The organism is Clostridium omnivorum, from assembly GCF_026012015.1.
Taxonomy (GTDB): domain Bacteria; phylum Bacillota; class Clostridia; order Clostridiales; family Clostridiaceae; genus Clostridium_AX; species Clostridium_AX omnivorum.
The window spans coordinates 908,432-927,549 of the sequence record NZ_BRXR01000001.1 but is presented as its reverse complement, the minus strand read 5'-3'; the positions used below and the strand labels follow the sequence as shown (position 1 = coordinate 927,549).

General features: G+C 31.7%; 16 protein-coding genes and 1 other annotated feature. Of the genes, 12 read left to right on the top strand and 4 right to left on the bottom strand.

Annotation, left to right across the window (positions count from 1 at the left end):
* Nucleotides 1–65 precede the first annotated feature (65 nt).
* Genes bsdE14_RS04265 through gnpA form a run of 3 tightly spaced genes read left to right on the top strand, consistent with a single transcriptional unit; the run spans nucleotide 66 to nucleotide 3,333 of the window.
* On the top strand, nucleotides 66–947 hold the full coding sequence (locus tag bsdE14_RS04265) for a carbohydrate ABC transporter permease (RefSeq protein WP_264848721.1): 882 nt from the start codon (nucleotides 66–68) through the stop codon (nucleotides 945–947).
* Nucleotides 948–952: 5 nt separating this feature from the next.
* Entirely contained in the window at nucleotides 953–1,117 is a 165-nt protein-coding gene (locus bsdE14_RS04260) for a DUF6903 family protein (protein WP_264848720.1), read from the top strand.
* 50 nt (nucleotides 1,118–1,167) lie between these two features.
* Complete coding sequence (gene gnpA / locus bsdE14_RS04255) at nucleotides 1,168–3,333, top strand: 1,3-beta-galactosyl-N-acetylhexosamine phosphorylase (protein ID WP_264848719.1); 2,166 nt, start codon at nucleotides 1,168–1,170, stop codon at nucleotides 3,331–3,333.
* Between the two features lie 125 nt (nucleotides 3,334–3,458).
* On the opposite strand, the gene bsdE14_RS04250 is transcribed toward gnpA, so the two are convergent.
* Nucleotides 3,459–3,947: a C-GCAxxG-C-C family protein gene (locus bsdE14_RS04250; protein WP_264848718.1), complete on the bottom strand. Its 489-nt coding sequence runs from the start codon at nucleotides 3,945–3,947 to the stop codon at nucleotides 3,459–3,461.
* Between the two features lie 202 nt (nucleotides 3,948–4,149).
* Between bsdE14_RS04250 and bsdE14_RS04245 the strand changes: the two genes are divergently transcribed.
* From bsdE14_RS04245 to bsdE14_RS04230, 4 genes are all read left to right on the top strand, one after another.
* Nucleotides 4,150–5,100 (top strand): TDT family transporter, encoded by a 951-nt coding sequence (locus tag bsdE14_RS04245; protein ID WP_264848717.1) that lies wholly within the window; start codon nucleotides 4,150–4,152, stop codon nucleotides 5,098–5,100.
* Between the two features lie 219 nt (nucleotides 5,101–5,319).
* Complete coding sequence (locus bsdE14_RS04240; RefSeq protein WP_264848716.1) at nucleotides 5,320–6,243, top strand: ABC transporter ATP-binding protein; 924 nt, start codon at nucleotides 5,320–5,322, stop codon at nucleotides 6,241–6,243.
* Nucleotides 6,230–7,405: an ABC transporter permease gene (locus bsdE14_RS04235; RefSeq protein WP_264848715.1), complete on the top strand. Its 1,176-nt coding sequence runs from the start codon at nucleotides 6,230–6,232 to the stop codon at nucleotides 7,403–7,405. Before bsdE14_RS04240 ends, bsdE14_RS04235 begins: the two co-directional genes overlap by 14 nt.
* 12 nt (nucleotides 7,406–7,417) lie before the next feature.
* The gene (locus bsdE14_RS04230; protein ID WP_264848714.1) at nucleotides 7,418–8,653 is read left to right on the top strand and encodes a DUF2705 family protein; all 1,236 of its coding nucleotides are present in this window, start codon (nucleotides 7,418–7,420) and stop codon (nucleotides 8,651–8,653) included.
* Between the two features lie 71 nt (nucleotides 8,654–8,724).
* On the opposite strand, the gene bsdE14_RS04225 is transcribed toward bsdE14_RS04230, so the two are convergent.
* Complete coding sequence (locus bsdE14_RS04225; protein ID WP_264848713.1) at nucleotides 8,725–9,516, bottom strand: Atg14 domain-containing protein; 792 nt, start codon at nucleotides 9,514–9,516, stop codon at nucleotides 8,725–8,727.
* A 22-nt stretch (nucleotides 9,517–9,538) separates the two neighbouring features.
* The gene (locus bsdE14_RS04220; RefSeq protein ID WP_264848712.1) at nucleotides 9,539–9,865 is read right to left on the bottom strand and encodes a hypothetical protein; all 327 of its coding nucleotides are present in this window, start codon (nucleotides 9,863–9,865) and stop codon (nucleotides 9,539–9,541) included.
* A 263-nt stretch (nucleotides 9,866–10,128) separates the two neighbouring features.
* Between bsdE14_RS04220 and bsdE14_RS04215 the strand changes: the two genes are divergently transcribed.
* Nucleotides 10,129–10,686 (top strand): DUF1003 domain-containing protein, encoded by a 558-nt coding sequence (locus tag bsdE14_RS04215; protein ID WP_264848711.1) that lies wholly within the window; start codon nucleotides 10,129–10,131, stop codon nucleotides 10,684–10,686.
* A 79-nt stretch (nucleotides 10,687–10,765) separates the two neighbouring features.
* On the opposite strand, the gene bsdE14_RS04210 is transcribed toward bsdE14_RS04215, so the two are convergent.
* On the bottom strand, nucleotides 10,766–11,950 hold the full coding sequence (locus bsdE14_RS04210; protein ID WP_264848710.1) for a cation diffusion facilitator family transporter: 1,185 nt from the start codon (nucleotides 11,948–11,950) through the stop codon (nucleotides 10,766–10,768).
* Between the two features lie 215 nt (nucleotides 11,951–12,165).
* Here bsdE14_RS04210 and bsdE14_RS04205 point away from each other — a divergent pair, with 215 nt between their 5' ends.
* The 4 genes from bsdE14_RS04205 (at nucleotide 12,166) to cphA (ending at nucleotide 19,089) form a co-directional block, all read left to right on the top strand.
* Entirely contained in the window at nucleotides 12,166–13,467 is a 1,302-nt protein-coding gene (locus bsdE14_RS04205; RefSeq protein ID WP_264848709.1) for a M18 family aminopeptidase, read from the top strand.
* 63 nt (nucleotides 13,468–13,530) lie between these two features.
* Nucleotides 13,531–13,756: a binding site (T-box leader), on the top strand.
* A gap of 234 nt (nucleotides 13,757–13,990) precedes the next feature.
* Nucleotides 13,991–15,280: an aspartate--tRNA(Asn) ligase gene (aspS, locus tag bsdE14_RS04200; protein WP_264848708.1), complete on the top strand. Its 1,290-nt coding sequence runs from the start codon at nucleotides 13,991–13,993 to the stop codon at nucleotides 15,278–15,280.
* A 364-nt stretch (nucleotides 15,281–15,644) separates the two neighbouring features.
* A complete protein-coding gene (locus tag bsdE14_RS04195) occupies nucleotides 15,645–16,484 on the top strand; it encodes a cyanophycinase (RefSeq protein WP_264848707.1) in 840 nt (279 codons plus the stop codon).
* Entirely contained in the window at nucleotides 16,465–19,089 is a 2,625-nt protein-coding gene (gene cphA / locus bsdE14_RS04190; RefSeq protein ID WP_264848706.1) for a cyanophycin synthetase, read from the top strand. Before bsdE14_RS04195 ends, cphA begins: the two co-directional genes overlap by 20 nt.
* Nucleotides 19,090–19,118: the final 29 nt, after the last annotated feature.

The following is a 19,118-nucleotide window of genomic DNA, read 5'->3' as shown; positions in this document are numbered from 1 at the left end:
CGGCAGCAGGTAAGATAATAATTTAGTTTAAGCTGCTTATTGTACCAAGTGAAAGGATGTATTTTATGAAAAAAAATAACACAATGAATGCAGATAAAATTTATAAGTTATTTATTTATGTTGCCCTTATAACACTGGCTATAAGCATAATAATTCCAGTGCTTTGGGTTACGCTAGCATCAATAAAACAGAATTCTGAATTTTATACTAATCCATGGGCTTTGCCAAAGGAATTTTATTTTCAGAATTTCATAGATGCAATCGAAAAGGCAAAGATGGGACAATATTTCCTAAACTCAGTATTTGTAACTGCAATAGCCATAGTATTACTGCTAGCTATATCAATTCCAGCTTCCTATGTTTTAGCTAGATTTGATTTTAAAGGTAAAAAGTTTATAAATACATTGTTTATGGCTGGACTATTTATAAATGTAAATTATATTGTAGTTCCAATATTTTTAATGCTGCTAAAATGGGATGAACAATTAATGAAAGTATTTGATAAGGGAGTATTTCTAGATAATATTTTTATTTTAGCTTTAGTTTATGCTTCTACTGCAGTTCCATTTACTATATATTTAGTATCAAACTTTTTCAAGACAATTCCAAAAACCTATGAGGAAGCAGCTTTTATAGATGGAGCTGGATATTTTAAAACAATGTTCAGTATTATGATTCCTATGGCAAAACCAAGCATAATAACAGTAATATTATTTAACTTTTTATCCTTCTGGAACGAATATATTATTGCTTTAACCTTAATGCCAGGTACATCTAAGACTCTGCCAGTGGGATTAATCAATTTGATGCAATCTCAAAGGGCGGCAGCTAATTATGGACAAATGTATGCAGGCTTAGTATTAGTTATGCTTCCAACTTTAATTTTATATATGTTAGTACAGAAGCAGTTAACTCAAGGAATGACTCTTGGTGGGATAAAGGAGTAATAGAAATGAATAAAATAAAAGCTTTTATTATGTTGTTGATTTTTATCTTGTCAGTTTTTTTAATAGTAAAAGGACAAATTATAAAAGGTTACTTTGGATTGTTGATTATGTTAGCTGGCCTTATTGGCCTTGTTTTGAACCTATATATTTATAATAAGAAATATATTTAAGTTTATAAAATTGATGTAATTAAGACTATATCAGTAGTAGGAGGCATAGAATGGAGACATCAAATAATAAGAGAGTTACATTACCTGTAGAGGTGGGTATAGATAAAGTAGTACAAGAGATGATAAATAAATGGGGGGCAGATGCCATAAGAAATAGTGATGGCACAGAGCTTTCTAAGGAATTGATGGATATGGCAGTTAAGGTATATACAACCTACTTAACTATTAGAAATGATCAAGCCTTTGCAAGAGGTCATATGGATCAACTGCAAATGCAGTATTTAATGTCAAAGCATAATATTGCATTGTCAAATGTATTAGAAATTCATATATTGGATGGATACTTTAACAGACAATTTGAAATAGATAAGGAACATGATTGGAAAAGATATTGGGAAGTTGTGGATAGAACTACTGGTGAGGTAGTTGATAATAAATTGTGGGAATTTAATGAAGTAAAGAAAACGGTAATAATTAATGGTGCAAAAAAATGGCATAGATATACAGTTAGTTTTTTGGCAAGGCAAATATGGGATACAACTCATATGTATAATCACTTAACTAATAATTGGACAACACCACAGCATGTAGCCTATGATGCATTTCATAAAGAAACTAGAGAGCATATATTCAGCTATTTGGAAAACTGGCTAAGGGACAACCCAAGTGTAGACGTAGTTAGATTTACTACCTTCTTTTATCATTTTACAATTGCTTATAATGATAAGGCGAAGGAAAAATATGTTGATTGGTTTGGTTACAGTGCAAGTGTAAGTCCTGAGGCAATTGATGAATTTGAAAGGGTAAGGGGCTATAAGCTTAGAGCAGAAGATTTTGTAGATGAAGGATATTATAATTCCCCATTTAGAATTCCATCAAAGAATTTTTTAGATTGGATGGATTTTATTCAGCAGTTTGTAACAGAAAATGCTAGAAAACTAGTAGACCTTTGCCATGAAAATGGAAAAGAAGCAATGATGTTTTTGGGTGATAATTGGATTGGAACAGAACCTTATGGAGCTTACTTTAAAAATATAGGTTTGGATGCAGTGGTAGGCTCGGTAGGCAGCGGGGCTACACTTAGAATGATAGCTGATATTCCTCATGTTAAATATACTGAAGGCAGATTTTTACCTTACTTCTTTCCAGACACCTTCCATGAAGGTGGAAATCCAACTAAGGAAGCAGTAGAAAACTGGGTTCAGGCAAGAAGGGCAATCCTTAGAAATCCAGTTGATAGAATGGGTTATGGCGGATATTTGAGTCTTGCACTAAAGTTTCCAGACTTTGTAGATAAGGTAGCAGAAATAACAGAGGAATTTAGAGAAATTCATAATAGAATCCAAGGAACAAAACCATATACTCCAAAATTTAAGGTTGCTATATTAAATGCCTGGGGTAAGCTTAGAAGCTGGCAAACCAATATGGTAGCGCATGCCCTCTGGTATAAGAAAATTTATTCTTATGTTGGAGTAATAGAATGTTTAAGTGGTATGCCTGTGGACGTTGAATTCATAAGCTTTGAGGATATTAAAAAGAAGGGGATTTCAAGTGATATAGGAGTAATAATAAATGCCGGAGATGCTGGAACTGCTTGGTCTGGAGGAAACTACTGGCTTGATGAACAGGTTACAGGAAAAATTAGAGAATGGGTCTACAATGGCGGAGGTTTCATTGGAATAGGGGAACCTACAGCTTATCTACATCAAGGAAGGTACTTCCAGCTTGCAGACGTATTAGGAGTGGATAGGGAAGTTGGCTTTACTTTGAGCTATACCAGACATGATGAGGAGTTTCAAGGCAAACACTTCATTTTAGAAGATAAGGAAAAGGATATTGATTTTGGTGAAGGCATGAGCGATATCTATAGAGTTTTGGACAATGCTACAATCCTTTCTATGAATAGAGGAGATATAAATCTCTCAGTGAATGAATTTGGGAGAGGAAGAGCTGTATATATTTCTGGACTGCCTTATACACCAGAAAACGTGAGAATTTTGTATAGAGCTATATACTGGTCTGCTTCTAAGGAAAAAGAAATTTATAATTGGTATACCTCAAACAATAATACCGAATGCTCAGCATATCCTGAAGCTGGCAATGCAGCTATAATAAACAATTCCAACCAGGTACAAAACACAACAATATATGTTGATAAAGACAATTATAAAGATATAGAACTAAAACCTTATGAAATTAAATGGATGACAATATAGATATTTTAAATTAATAAGCTCCTAAGTACTGAAAATGCGAGTACCTAGGAGCTTCGTTATTATAAACTTTAATATATTTATATGGTTATATATATAAATATTTATATATTTGACTATTAATATATTTATTTAGTTTCAATTTTTCCATCGTCGATTAACTGCTCAGCAACCCATCTAGCAACTTTTCCTGTTATTGTTACACAGTGTTTTTTTCTTTCTGGGCTAGCAAAGTTGTCTCCGGTCCATTCTTTAGTTATAACTCTGCAGCAGGTTGATTTATATTCCTCTTTAATGTAGTCATGAAGACCTTTGGAAAGCTGAAACATTTTATCTTGCATTGGTTCACCTTCTACTCTGCCATAAACCATGCCTAAAGCCATTTGCCCACCTGAAACAGCACCGCAAAGGCAGCCTGCTTTTCCCATTCCTATTGGAAAGCCGCTTGCTAATTTAACAACACTTGGGTCAAAAGGTTTTCCTAAAAGTTCATTTATTGTTTGAACAACTGCTTCACTGCAAAAATAAGTACCGCTTCTAAAAAGCTGTTCTGCATCTGCCTGAACTCTATCAAGAAGTTCTTCTTTTGAAAAATCCTTTGTATTTACTAAAGTCATTTTATTTACCCCCATAATATGTATAAGCTATTTAATATCTAAAATTAATATATATTATAAAAGCTGAGTTTACCAATAGATAAATCCAATAGATAAATGGTTGTCTATTTGAAAAATCTATAATGAAGTTATGAGTGTATATGATATACTATTAGCGGAATTGTACAGCTATAATGATTATAAGTTGAGGAGAGTTGTTGTGATGAATGGATTTTTAAAGAAATACCCAGTGCCTATAGCAGGTCTAATGTTAGGACTAGCGGCGGCAGGTAATCTAATTCAGTCCTATGGAAATGTATACCGTAATACACTAGGAGTAATTTCATCAGTACTATTTATTTTTATGCTTGCAAAAATTGCAATGTACCCTAAAGAAGTAAAAGAGAGTCTAAATAATCCTTTAATAGGTAGTGTATTTCCTACTTTTTCTATGGCAATAATGATATTAGCTACATACCTAAAGCCTTATGCTGCAGCCTTATCATTAATAGTGTGGTTTATAGGTTTTATACTTCACGTCATTTTAATATTGTGGTTTACAAAAAAGTATGTTGTAAACTTTAAAATTAAACAAGTGTTTCCATCCTGGTTTATTGTTTATGTTGGTATTGTAGTTGCAAGCGTTACAGCACCAGCTTTTAAATTAGCAGGTTTAGGCAAAGTGTCATTTTGGTTTGGTTTTATAACTTATTTAATACTATTATTTATTGTTTCATATAGAGTTATCAAGGTTAAAGAAATGCCAGAACCAGCATTGCCAACACTCATTATATTTTCGGCACCAGCTAGTCTTTTACTGGCAGGATATATGAATTCTTTTGAGTCAAAATCAATGACAATAGTATGGTTCTTAATGATTTTATCAATTGTTATGTATGTAATAGCTCTTGTATTGCTGCCAAAGCTTTTAAAATTAAAGTTTTACCCAAGCTATTCAGCATTTACTTTTCCACTAATAATAAGTGGAATTTCTATAAAGGCTACCAATGGATTTTTAATTAAGACTAAACAACCTATTTCAGCCTTAGGCTATTTAGTTAAAATTCAAGAAGTAATAGGAGTAGCTATTGTAATATATGTATTAATTAGATATATATTATTTTTACTGCCAGATAATACAGTAGCACAAAATATAAAAGGTGAAGCAAAATAAATTTTATGAGTTAATAGCTTCTAGGTACTTAAAAGGTAAATAAGTACTTAGGAGCTATAATTTTTTATGATAAAAAATTATGATACATTTCAATAAGTATTCAATTAATTTTAAATCAGATATAAAAGTTAAAATGATTGTTTTACATAAAGATGAATAAATGATAAAATTTTACTTATAGGTTTATAGTAACTAATTATATTTTGAGGGGGGAATATAATGAACTCAGTTCTTGAACTTAAAAATATACATAAATCTTTTGGTAAAATTGAAATAATCAAAGGTATAAGCTTTGACGTTAAAGAGGGAGAAATCTATGGATTTTTAGGGGCTAACGGTGCTGGGAAGACTACTACTATAAGAATGATTGTAGGCTTAATAAAGCCTAGCAGCGGTAATATATATATTAATGGATATGATGTTCAAAAACAGTTTGTAAAAGCTGTAAGTTCGGTAGGGTGTATAGTTGAAAATCCAGATATGTATTTGGATTTTACAGGGAGAGAAAATCTAAATATTTTTGCTAAGCTATATGGAAATGTGGATAAAAAGAGAATTGATGAAGTAATCGAGATTATTGGACTTAAAAATAGAATTGATGATAAGGTTAAAAAATACTCCTTAGGTATGAAGCAGAGGCTTGGTTTAGGTCAAGCACTATTACCAAAACCAAAGCTTTTAATTTTGGATGAACCAACTAATGGACTGGATCCTATAGGAATAGTTGATTTTAGAAATATAGTAAAAAACCTAGCAAAAGAACATAATACAGCAGTTTTTGTTTCTTCTCATATATTAGCAGAGGTTGAACAGCTTTGTGACAGAGTTGCATTTATTGATAATGGATTAATTAAGTCTATAGAAAATACTAAGGACATAAGTGTGAAAAGTTCAGAAAAAGTAATGCTTAAGGTTTCAGATTCAGAAAAAACTATAAATGTGCTTAAAGAAATGGAATTTGTAAAAAGCATAAATAAAGATGAAAATAAAATTTTAGTAGATATAGAAAAAGAACACTATTCAATGCTCATAACAATTTTGAGTACAAAAGGAATTGAAATACTTGACATTAGTAGGGTACATCAAAATCTTGAAGATAGGTTTATGGAAATTGCAGGAGGCGAAAAACATGAATCTATTTAAGGTTGAGATATACAAAATTATTAAAAGTAAGAAATATCTATTAGCTATTATTGCTATGTTAGTTTTAATAATAATACAAATGTTTGCAATATATAATAGTGCACAAAATGAAAGACCAGAAATAAAAATTAAAAACAATGAAAAGCTTCTTGTAGACTATAGAGTAAAAGTTAGAGAAGAAGGATTGTCGCAAGATTTAAAAAAGGATTATGAGGCTAAAATTAAAAAGCTTGAGGAAGAAAATAAAGAGCTGCAGGAGGAACTAGTAAGTCCTAATTATAATTGGAAAGAAAAGCTTAAAAAGAAAAATGAATCTTTAAAAAAGGATAAGCAGAATGCAGAAATAGCATTAAATTATAATGAAGTAGAGAATGTAAATTCTCAGATTAAAGTAAATGAACATTTAATAAATAATAATATAATGCCACAAAAGCCTTATAAAATAAGTGCTTTTGCTAACATGAAAAATATTATTGGATTTATAAATATTATATTTTTACCCATATTAGTGCTTATTATTTGCTATGATCAGATAAGTGGTGAGATACATTATTCTACTATCAAAATGCTTTTAACCAAACCAATTACAAGAGGTAAAATTCTAATTTCTAAGTTTTTAAGTTCATTTATTATTTGCTGCGGAACTTTGATATTATTAGAGGTACTTGCATTTATTATATTAGGTATTTTCTTTAATGTAGGAAATCCACTTTATCCCATGAATATTGGAACAAAATATAGAATTGATATATTGGATAAAGTAAGCGCAGTGGTTAATAGTTCTTTTATTATTCCTACATATAGGTATCTTTTAGATTTACTTATAATTCAGGTTATTTTCATTTTTACTGAAGTAGCTTTTGGAGTATTCATTTCAACTATGTATTCCAATAACGTATTAAGCCTGATGACTAGCACTATTAGCATTTTTGTGTTAAATATTGTTACATTTATTCTTCCACAGTCATCTCTTTCGAAAATATATCCTTATTTATTTACTACTTATGCTGACGGAATTGGTATAATTGAAGGTAATTTAAATTTAAGTTTAGAAACTACTAATTTAAACCCCAATTTAGCAGTTTTAATACTTCTAATATGGAGTGCTATTTTTCTATTAATATCCTATCTATATTTTAATAGAAAAGATATTGTTGCATAAGGAGTGGGATGAATGATTAGATTAATTCAAATTGAATTTCAAAAGTTCATAAGAAGAAAGAAGTTTCTTATAGCTTTAATAATATTGATATTATGTTGTATGTTCTGCTTAGGTGCTGCAGTATTATCAGCATCCCAATATAATGGAGTGGAAAATGAAATAAAAGCAACTGAAAAATATATTAAAACTTTGGAAGAACAAGGCAATTTGGAGAATGATAAGGGTGCTTCCACAGCTGTATCTAATGGGTATACTAAAATAATTAATGATATGAAAGGAAGATTAGCAATACTTAAAAGGACAGCCGATGAAAGTATACCTTGGCAGCAAAGGGTAAAAGAAGATATACAATATTCTAAATATAATTTGGAAAAAAACGATGGTATGCCTCCTATGGGGAAGTTTCAGGAATTATCAAATATTATGCTGAAACAGTACTATTTAAATAAAAATATACCTTATGATTATAATAAAAAGATAAGCAGCTTCAATATTATGCCAGACTTGATAAGGATTTTTTCCACTATTGGACTCCTAATTATAGTGAGTATAATGGTTTTAGACGTGGTTTCTGGAGAAAACAAGCCAGCCACAATAAAGTTATTAGCAACCAAACCTATAGAGAGGTGGAAGATAATTCTATCAAAATTTATTGTATGCGTAGTTATAGTAAATGTAATAATATTATTACTAGAATTAATAATGTTTATTTTTATAGGCTTAATCTTTGGCTTTGGAGATCCGTCGCTTCCTATAGTTGCAGGAATTAAATATGATATAGTTGCGCCAGGGAATATACAAGAGCTAAAAAGTGCAGTAAACCCAGTTCTGAGCAGTGGAATATTGCTTTCTCAAGGAACTGTTTTATTAAAGATTCTAATACTTCAAATATTAGCTATTACTGCATGTATTTCTTTTTGTTTTCTATGTTCAACTGCAATACAAAATAGCAGCAATTCAACTGGAGCTGGTCTAGTATTAATTGCTTTTAGCTATGCAGCAATATTATTAAAGGTTAATGCTAAAGCAATGTATAGAGTTAAACCAGCTACTATATTTGATAAGGTACTGGCATTCTTATTCACATCTCAGTATGATGGACTTGATATTGTTACTGGAAAAATAAATGAAAGTTTAGCTATTAATTTTATAGACTTTAGATTTTCAGTACTAGTACTTTTAATCTGGATAGTAGTATGTTATTCAGTAAGTCATATTATTTTTGTAAGGAAGGATATTTTAGCTTAGTTTTTAATACAAAAAGGAAGCTCATAATTATAAGCTTCCTTTTTTATATATAAAATTAATATCTATAAAAGTTATTGTCCACTAGTTGTAGTTGTAGTAGTTGTAGTATTAGTGGTGCTTGAGCCTGTTGGTGCAGTGGTATCAGTAGTAGTTGATCCAGTTGTAGTAGTTGAAGTATCTGTACTACCTGTTCCAGTTGTTGGAGCAGGTGCAACGGCCATATTTGCAATCTTTAATGCTGCATCTAGGTCAGCATTTAATTTGTTTAAAGCATCTAATCTTGATTGCATTTTAGCAATTACTTTATCCATAGAAGCTAAAGCATTATTAAAATCAGCACCTTTTACCTTTTGTTCTGTATTTGATACTTCAGTGTTTATTTCAGCAGTTTCCTTAACTTTTTCAGTATCTGTTAAAAGATTTTGAGATAAAGCAAGTAAGGAATTTAACATCTCTTCGGAAAGTGTTTTCTTTCCAGATTCAAGATCTGCTATTATTGAAGAAAGCTGTTCTTTCTTTTGCTCAACTTGTTTTCTTAAAGCAATAGTTTGTGTTCTAAGCTGCTTCATTTGTTCGTGCTTAGCTTTCATATCAGTTTTAAATTGAGCAATTTGTTCTTTTTTAGCATCTTTCTTTTCTTGAGCTTCTTGCTTATGTTCTTCACCCTTGCCTTTATTCTGCTGAGCATTTGTAGATGCAGAGGTGTTTTGAACGTTAGTTTTATCCTCACTCTTTTTATTTTGCACTTCTTGCTTTACAGAATTGCCTTTTCCCTCTGAATTATCCTTTCCCTTTGCAAAAGCAGTAGAAGGCAGTAATAGTAATACAGATAGTGTTAATGCTAATATTTTTTTCTTATTCATAGTTAATCCTCCCTTATATTTTTTAATTTGTTGAATCTAAATTAATATCACTTGGATCTTGAATTGACTTTAAAGTATTATCTAAGTTTTTTAATGCTGAATTCATGTTAGAGTCAATTTTCTTTTTTTGTTCTGTAGATAATTGAGGTACTGTATTTGGTTTTATAGGTTTAAGATTTTCCGTTGTTGAAGAATTATTTTCAGTTTGCTTAGCAGAAGCTGATGTAGAACTAGTTGTGCTGTTTTTAGTATTATTAGAAGCTGCACTATTTGCTGCTTTGCTGGAACAACCAGAAAAGACTAATGCAGATGAAATTAATGCACTGAATATTAATCTCTTAACCTTCATTTTTTTCTCCTTTCGGCATTATGTATTTCGTTTGTTTGCTTATATATACGATAAGTCATTATGATTTTTGGGGGGTGTGTTAGAATAATCAGATATTTTGTTTAAAAATTAATTTTATTGTCTTTCAATTGAAGGGTTTTTACTAATAGAAATAGATTATATTATAGTAATTAGTTTTTATGGTTGATTCCTACTAAGGTTATGATATCATAATTGTATTAATATACTAATAACTAATAGAAATTAAACAGGAGTGATTAGGTATGGAAGATAATAAAAATTATAATAAGGAAGAATTGATACGAGAAATTTTGGAGAAGGACAATGATTTAGAAAACTGTAATATTGATGAGGAATTAATCCACGAACTTATTAATGGCAAGGTTTCAAAAAATATAAATGTTACACATGATGAGAAGCTTACACTTGGACAGAGAACTGCTGACAAGATTGCAACCTTTGGTGGAAGCTGGACCTTTATAATAAGCTTTGGTCTGTTTCTTGTAGTATGGATTATATTAAATACTGTTATATTGAAAAATAGAGCATTTGATATATATCCTTTTGTATTTTTAAATCTAATGCTATCTTGTTTAGCAGCCATTCAAGCACCTATTATAATGATGTCACAAAATCGTCAGTCTGAAAAAGACAGATTGACAGCTGCAAATGATTATTTAGTTAATTTAAAATCAGAAATTATTATTGAAGATCTACATAAAAAGATAGATTTACTAATTGAAAGACAAGAAGAATATAAAAAGAATCAAGATTTATTATTAAAGACAATTGATGAATTAAAGAACAAAAGTGAAAAATAAGGTCAGGATAAAATAAACCCTATATAGATTTTGTGTATCTATTTAGGGTTTATTTTCTTGAAGCATATTTAAATTATACCTATAAATCTGTATAATTCTTATCTACTGTAATTACGGAATTATATAACGGATGAAGCTGTTTTAAAGCATTATTGAAGTCATTTCTTAATGCTTCTTCATCTTTTGTAGAAAATACTTTTGTATGTTCGATAACTAAGTCAAATATGAGATTCTTTTTCTCGCCTTCACCAACTACTCTAAAATCATGCATTGATTTTACTATAGGAAATTGTTTTAGTAGTTTAACAACTTCTTTTCTAGTTGCATTTATTTCAATATCATTTGTGTTAACTGGGTCCATATGAATGACTAAATATATATTCAGCTTTTTAGAGAGTTCCCTTTCTGCTTTATCAATAACCTCATGTATAGACACAATAGAAATATCGCAGGGAACCTCAGCGTGAATAGAAGCCATACATCTCCCAGGACCGTAATTATGAATAACTAAGTCATGAACACCATTTATATGGTCATAAGATAAAACACCTTTTTTAATATTTTCTACAAGCTCTTTGTCAGGAGCTTCTCCTAGCAAAGGACTTAAAGTATCTTTGATTAGAGAAAATCCTGAGTATAAAATAAATAATGCCACTAGCATTCCTATATAGCCATCAATAGGAAAAGAAGTAAAACGTGATATTACAAAAGATAATGCTACAGTACTGGAGGTAAATACATCTCCAAGAGCATCAAAGGAAGAAGCCTTTAACGCGTTTGAATCAATGGTTTTTCCAATAAAACCATTGAACCTGCTAAGCCATATCTTTGCCAATATTGAAAGTAATAGAAGTACAAAGGGAATGAGCTCAAAAATAATAGGGCTAGGGTGCAGAATTCTATCAAAGGAGGATTTAACAAATTGAAGGCCAACTAGGAGTACCATAAAAGATACAATAAGGGCTGATATATATTCAATTCTCCCATGACCGAAAGGATGCTCCTTGTCTGCTGGCTTATTAGCCATTTTAAAGCCTACTATGGTAATTACAGAAGAAGCAGCATCAGATAGATTATTGAAAGCATCTGCTGTAACTGCTATACTTTTTGAAATTAAGCCTACAGTGAGTTTTACCGCGAAAAGCAGTAAGTTTATTATTATTCCTACTACTCCAGCTAAAAAGCCATAGGAGGCTCTAACACCTTCGTCTTTAACATCTTGATTATTTTTTATAAAACGTGAAACTAAAAATTTTGAAAACATAAAAACACCTCTAACTTAACAATACAAGTATTATATCACATGTTTCAATATAATATAGATTATAGCAAACTTTGATCTTTTATGCTAAGAGTTGTGTGAAAATTTATACATTATTAGATATTATTATGTTATAATTAGGGAGCAGAGTAAAAAGAATTAATTATATGAACGCTTAATAATTGTTCAGCATCTATTAGAAATATGGAGGGATACAAATGAGCGACGAGTTAAAATTTGCAGAGGAACTAATAGACTTTATATATGAAAGTCCATCAGCTTTTCATGCAGTGGAGAGCGTAAAAAGTATTTTAGATAAAAAAGGTTTCTCAGAGTTAAAAGAAGAAGAAAAGTGGAACCTTAAAAAAGGTTCAAAGTATTATGTAACTAAAAATAATTCAGCAATATTCGCTTTTGCTGTTGGAACAGGAAATATTGAAGAAGAGGGCTTTAAAATTATTGGAGCACATACTGATTCTCCTAGCTTTAGAATTAAACCAAATCCTGAAATGGTTGCAGAGAACACCTATGTTAAATTAAATACTGAGGTTTATGGAGGACCCATTTTAAATACTTGGATGGATAGACCTTTAGGAGTAGCTGGTAGAGTTACACTTAGAAGTGAAAATCCACTATATCCAGTTAATAAGCTTGTTAATATAAACAGACCTATAATGATAATTCCTAATCTAGCTATACATATGAATAGAGATGTTAATAAAGGCGTAGAGCTGAATAGACAAAAAGATGTACTACCTCTACTTTCATTAGTTAATGACGAAATGGAAAAGGGAAATTATCTTTTAAATACTGTAGCTAAAGAGCTTAAGGTAGAGGCTAAAGATATAATTGACTTTGATTTATTCCTATATGAATTTGAGAAGGGAAGCATTGTTGGACTTAACAATGAATTTATATCTACAGGAAGACTAGATGACTTGGCAATGGTACATGCAGGCATAACTGCGCTTACTAACATTGAGAATGTTAAAGCTACTAATGTAATGGCTTGCTTTGACAACGAAGAAGTAGGTAGTACTACAAAACAAGGAGCTCATTCACCACTACTTGCTAAACTGCTAGAAAGAATAGCATTATCGCTAGGAAAAGATAGAGAAGACTTTTTCAGAGCCTTATCAAAATCCTTTATGATTTCAGGGGATTTAGCTCATGCTGTGCACCCGAACTATCCTGAAAAGGCTGATCCAATAAATAGACCTCTAATTAATAAAGGACCAGTTATAAAGGTAGCTGCTAACCAAAGCTATACTACAGATAGTAATTCCGATGCAGTATATGAGGAAATATGCAGGATAGCTGGGGTACCTGTTCAAAAGTTTGTAAATCGTTCAGATGCCCCAGGAGGATCAACTATAGGACCAATTTCTTCAACGCAATTGGATATTCGCTGTGTAGATATGGGAACTCCAATCTTTGGAATGCATTCAATAAGAGAACTTGGAGGAGTTATGGACCATACTTATGTAACAAAATCCTTTGAGGAATTTTATAAGTTGTAAATTCATATTTATTGTTGACATTGGATATAATATATATTAGAATGAAATAAAATTACAAATATTCAAATGATTATGATGAGAAGAGTAAGTATTTGTACAATCAAAAGCGAGCCAGGGAAGGTGAAAGCCTGGTGATTAAGGCAAGGCTGAAAGACATCTCTGAATTGTTTATCTTAAAGCTTTTTAAGTTAGTAGGCTAAACCGTCTTTCCAACGTTAAAAGGAATAAAGTGAACCAACTTTATGGTTAAGCAGGATGGTACCGTGGGAATTATGCTCTCACTCCTATATTGGAGTGAGAGCTTTTTTATTTTATAATATAAGGCTTTTAAGCTTTGTACCTATTTAATAAATATACTTCCTATTTTCTGTTTAATTCTAATTTTGGTTAACTAGGGTGGCACCGCGGAGCTAGTTCGTCCCTATGCAGTTATTTCTGCATAGGGACTTTTTGTCTTAAGCCTGGCCAGATTAGGACAATAATTTATTATTATTTTTATCAATCCGTGGAAGGGAGAATTATTATGAAGAGAACACTAATTGAAGAGTTATACCTAAATAAAGGGAAAGAAGTAAAAATACAAGGATGGATTCATAGGTTAAGAAAGCTTGGAAAAATAGCTTTTATTATGCTGCGTGATAGAACGGGTATTGTACAGTGTGTTTTAGATTGCAAAGCTATAGATATAAAGGGATTAAAACAGGAAAGTGTAGTTGAGGTTATAGGATTAATTAAAGATAAGCAGGGAGCAGATGAAGAAGTAGAGATAGAAGTTAGAGCACTAAATGTTATTTCAAATGTAAAAGAGGATTTGCCAATTGAGATTAATAAGTCAGAGTTAGAGTGCAATTTGGACACTATTTTAAATAACAGAGTTTTAAGCTTAAGAAATATAAAAACTAATTCTATATTTAAGATTCAAGCTGAATTAGCACATAGCTTTCAAGAATTTTTGATCAATGAAGGGTTTACTCAAGTATTCTCTCCAAAAATAGTTGCTGAAGGTACTGAAGGAGGAACTGAATTGTTCCCGCTTCAATACTTTGAAAAAAAGGCCTATTTAGCGCAGAGCCCACAATTTTATAAGCAAATGCTTGTAGGTGCAGGGTATGAAAGGGTATTTGAAGTAGCCCATGTATATAGAGCGGAAGAGCATAATACCCAAAGACACCTTAATGAATATGTAAGCTTGGACCTAGAACTAGGCTTTATTGAAGATGAAAGAGACATAATGGCATTAGAAGAAAAATTGTTAAAGTTTATGTTAAACAGAGTAAGTGAAAAATGTTCTAAAGAGTTGAATCTGCTAGAAGCAAAGCTACCTGAATATGTAGATAACATTCCAAGTCTAAGGTTGGAAGAGGCAGTAGAAATATTGAAGACAAAGTACAATAGAACTGAATTAGTTAATGATTTAGACCCTGAAGGAGAAAGGCAAATCTGTGAATATGCCAAGGAATATTTGAATTCTGAATTTTTATTTTTGACCCATTACCCAAGGAGTAAGAGACCAATGTATGCCATGCCGGCTGAAGAAAAGCTGACCCACAGTTTTGACTTGCTGTTTAGAGGACTTGAGATAACTACTGGTGGACAAAGGATACACAATTATGAGCAGCTTGTTGAAAGCATAAGTTCTAAAGGACTCAATCCAGAGAGCTTTAATGACTATCTTCAGGTATTTAAATATGGTATGCCTCCACATGGTGGTCTTGCTATAGGACTTGAAAGACTTACAGCTCAGCTATTAGGTATAAAGAATATTAGGGAAACCTGTCTCTTCCCTAGAGATAGAGAAAGATTAACACCATAGGGTTATTCAATGTTAAAAATATCAGTGAATTTAGAGTGTTTATAAATTGTAATTTATTATTTAAGTAAGAACTAATAGGTAAAAAGTAAGAGCTCTTGAAAAAATTCAGCAAGGCTGAATTTTCACCATAACTCTTACCTTTTAGTTCTTACCTCTTACTTTTCATAGAATTATTAAGGAAAAGCACAGATATATTTTTTAAATAAACAGCTTTCAAGTTTTTTGAGCTTGAAAGCTGTTTATTTTATGAATATTTTTCTGGTTAACTCTGCAAACTAGTTTATGTACTATGATAAAAATTTTTGTATAAGAGTGATGCAGGTGGTAAGAATAATAGATACTTGCAATAAGGATGTGATTGTATTTGGAAGAGAAGCTTAAAGGAAATCTAATAATTATTGGTGGAGCTGAGGACAAAAAAGGAGAAAAAGAAATACTGAAGGAAGTATGCAGCAAAATTGATAAAGAAAATGAAAAGCTTGTTATAGCAACCATTGCAACAGAGCTTCCTAAAGAGGTGGGAGCCGAATATACAGATATTTTTAAAAAACTTGGGGTTAAAAATATTGACATATTGGACATAGCACAAAGGGATGATGCTTGCAGAGAAAGCAATATAGCACTTATAAAAAATGCTTCACTAGTTTTCTTTACTGGAGGGGATCAACTAAGAATTACAAGCCTTGTAGGTGGAACGCCACTATATGATGCTTTAAAACAAAGCGTTGAAAATGGATGCGTATTTGTTGGTACTTCAGCTGGAGCTTCAGTGGTAAGTGACACAATGATAATAACAGGAGAAGATGAGGAATCACCTAAAAAGTGGACCCTTAAAATGTCTCCAGGTTTAGGGCTTATAAAAGATGTAATAATAGACCAACACTTTGCCCAAAGGGGTAGGATTGGAAGACTTCTTACAGGAGTGGCAGAAAATCCAGAGAGCTTAGGTATAGGAATTGATGAAGATACTGCAATAATGGTTAATCCAAAGGCAGAGTTTCAAGTAATTGGTTCAGGAGCAGTATATGTGATTGATGGAAGCTCTATTTCATATACAAATGTTTCAGAACAATATCCGGAAGAAGTTCTATCAATGTTTGATATTAAAATGCATGTTCTAAAATGTGGAGATAAATTTGCTTTAAGTGAAAGGCATCCAATTAAGGAGGATAAACAAGAGGAAAATGAAGATAGTAGATGTTAGCATATTTGAAGGCAGAAACATATACTCTCATAAAAAGGTTGTAAGAATGGATCTGGATTTAGAGGGGTATTGTGAGACTCCAAGCAAAGACATAGAAGGATTTAATGAAAAACTTGTAAAGATTCTTCCTGAACTATATAAGCACAGATGTGGAATTGATGAGGAAAACGGATTTGTAAAAAGGCTAGATGAAGGCACTTATTTAGCTCATATTTGTGAGCATATTATTATTGCAGTTCAAAATATGCTGGGCATTGATGCTGCCTATGGAAAATCAAGAGAAATAGAGGGTGACAGGTATTATATAATTTATCAATATGAATATAAAAATACCGCAATAGAAATTGGAAAATTAGCTGTAGATATTATTAATGCATTAATACATAAAAGAGAAATTAAATTTAATGAAAGATATAAGATAATTCAAGACACTCTTGCAAAAGAACAACTTGGACCAAGTACTTTAGCTATATATAACGAGGCTAAAAAACGTGGAATACCTATAATACGTATTGGTGAAAGAAGCATGTTTCAGCTAGGCTACGGAAAATACGGCAAAATGATTGAAGCAACAATTGACAGTGATACTAGTGGTGTAGCTGTAGATATAGCATGTGACAAGCTGCTTACAAAGGAAATATTGTTTAATCAATGCCTACCAGTAGCAAGAGGTGGTAAAATACTAAATAGCCTTGATTTACTTTTAAAAGCTGAAAGTATAGGATATCCTGTTGTACTTAAGCCTAGATATGGCAACCAAGGGAAAGGTGTATTTGTAAACATAAAAAATGAAAAGGAACTACTTAATGCTTATAATATATTAATTAAAAATTATTCAGATTTAATGATTGAAAGATACATTAAAGGAAGAGATTTTAGGGTGTGCATAGTAGATGGTGAAGTAATTGCCGTTGCAGAAAGAATACCACCATATATTATTGGAGATGGCAAGAGTACAGTAAGAAGACTTATAAATCTACTGAACAAGGATGAGCGGAGAGGAAAAGGGCATGAAAAACCTCTTACTAAGGTTAAAATAGATGAAGCTCTTATAGAACATATTGAAAAGTATGGTTACAATATAAATTCTATAATTCCACTAAATGAAAAATTAACACTTAGAGAAAACTGCAACTTATCAACTGGAGGAATAGCCGTTGACTATACTGATATAATTTGTGAAGAAAATATTGATATATGCAAGAGAGCAGCAAAAGCTATAGGGCTTAATATATGTGGTATTGATCTATGCTGCATGGATATAGGTATTCCTATGGAAAAGGATGGGGCAATAATTGAAATAAATGCAGCTCCAGGTATTAGAATGCACCATTATCCTTTTGAAGGAACTTCAAGAAATGTAGCAGGGGCAATTGTGGATATGATGTTTAAGGATAGTCCTAGCAGCATTCCTTTAATAGCTGTAACTGGCACAAATGGAAAAACTACAACAACTAGACTTATAAGTCATGTATTAAGTTTAGGTGGACACAATGTGGGAATGACAACTACCGGAGGAATATATATTAATAACAAATGCATTGACAAGGGTGACACCACAGGCTACAGCAGTGCAATGACTATACTTTTAAATAAAGATGTGGATGCGGCTGTATTAGAAACTGCTAGAGGAGGAATCATAAGGCAGGGATTAGCCTATGATGCAGCTGATGTAGCAGTAATAACTAATATAACTGAGGATCATCTTGGCATAGATGGAATAGAGACTATGGAACAGCTTGCATTTGTTAAATCATTGGTGGGTGAAGCGGTTAAACCAAATGGATATGTTGTGCTAAATGCTGATGACCACATGAGTACAACAATAGTAGAAAGAATGAAGAGTAAGATAATAATGTTTTCTAAGGATAAAAATAATGAGAATCTAAGAAATAATATTTTAAGCGGCGGTATTGGTGTGTATAGCGATGAGGGAGTAATATATGTTGAGGAGAGAGAAAAGAAATCACCAATAGTTAAGGTTGAAGATATATTGATAACCTTGCAGGGAAACTTGGCTTATAACATAGAAAATGCTATGGCAGCATGTGCAGGTCTAATAGGACTTGGTGTTGATTATGAATTGATTAAGCAAGGATTAATGAGTTTTAGAGGAGACGATGAACAAAATCCAGGCCGATTTAATATGTTTAGTGTTAATGGCGCCACAGTGATTCTAGATTATGGTCATAATATGGAAGGATATAAAGCAGTTTTAAAGGGAGCTGTGAACCTTAAACATAGCAGACTTGTTGGCGTAATTGGGGTTCCAGGTGATAGACTCAACAGTGATATCAGGGAGGTAGGCTCAATTTCAGCAAAGTACTTTGATTACATTTATATAAAGGAAGATGAAGATAAAAGAGGTAGAAGTAATAATGAAGTTGCAGAGCTATTAAAGCAAGGCGTGCTTTCTTCAGGATTTGACAATGAAAAAGTGGAAATAATTTTAGAAGAAAAGGATGCGCTTAGAGCTGCTATTGATAATGCTGAGAGTGGAGATGTAATAATTATCTTCTTTGAAAAATATGAGCCTCTACTCCAATTAGTAAAGAATTATGACAGCGAAAAAGCAAAGTTAAAAGAAAATGTTGTTATGGCATAAGCTTATAATAAAGCTAGTAATTTTCTCTA

Coding starts and splice junctions, on each gene's coding strand:
- bsdE14_RS04265 (WP_264848721.1), top strand. CDS start 66: ATGAAAAAAAATAACACAATGAATGCAGATAAAATTTATAAGTTATTT.
- bsdE14_RS04260 (WP_264848720.1), top strand. CDS start 953: ATGAATAAAATAAAAGCTTTTATTATGTTGTTGATTTTTATCTTGTCA.
- gnpA (WP_264848719.1), top strand. CDS start 1,168: ATGGAGACATCAAATAATAAGAGAGTTACATTACCTGTAGAGGTGGGT.
- bsdE14_RS04250 (WP_264848718.1), bottom strand. CDS start 3,947: ATGACTTTAGTAAATACAAAGGATTTTTCAAAAGAAGAACTTCTTGAT.
- bsdE14_RS04245 (WP_264848717.1), top strand. CDS start 4,150: ATGAATGGATTTTTAAAGAAATACCCAGTGCCTATAGCAGGTCTAATG.
- bsdE14_RS04240 (WP_264848716.1), top strand. CDS start 5,320: ATGAACTCAGTTCTTGAACTTAAAAATATACATAAATCTTTTGGTAAA.
- bsdE14_RS04235 (WP_264848715.1), top strand. CDS start 6,230: ATGAATCTATTTAAGGTTGAGATATACAAAATTATTAAAAGTAAGAAA.
- bsdE14_RS04230 (WP_264848714.1), top strand. CDS start 7,418: ATGATTAGATTAATTCAAATTGAATTTCAAAAGTTCATAAGAAGAAAG.
- bsdE14_RS04225 (WP_264848713.1), bottom strand. CDS start 9,516: ATGAATAAGAAAAAAATATTAGCATTAACACTATCTGTATTACTATTA.
- bsdE14_RS04220 (WP_264848712.1), bottom strand. CDS start 9,865: ATGAAGGTTAAGAGATTAATATTCAGTGCATTAATTTCATCTGCATTA.
- bsdE14_RS04215 (WP_264848711.1), top strand. CDS start 10,129: ATGGAAGATAATAAAAATTATAATAAGGAAGAATTGATACGAGAAATT.
- bsdE14_RS04210 (WP_264848710.1), bottom strand. CDS start 11,950: ATGTTTTCAAAATTTTTAGTTTCACGTTTTATAAAAAATAATCAAGAT.
- bsdE14_RS04205 (WP_264848709.1), top strand. CDS start 12,166: ATGAGCGACGAGTTAAAATTTGCAGAGGAACTAATAGACTTTATATAT.
- aspS (WP_264848708.1), top strand. CDS start 13,991: ATGAAGAGAACACTAATTGAAGAGTTATACCTAAATAAAGGGAAAGAA.
- cphA (WP_264848706.1), top strand. CDS start 16,465: ATGAAGATAGTAGATGTTAGCATATTTGAAGGCAGAAACATATACTCT.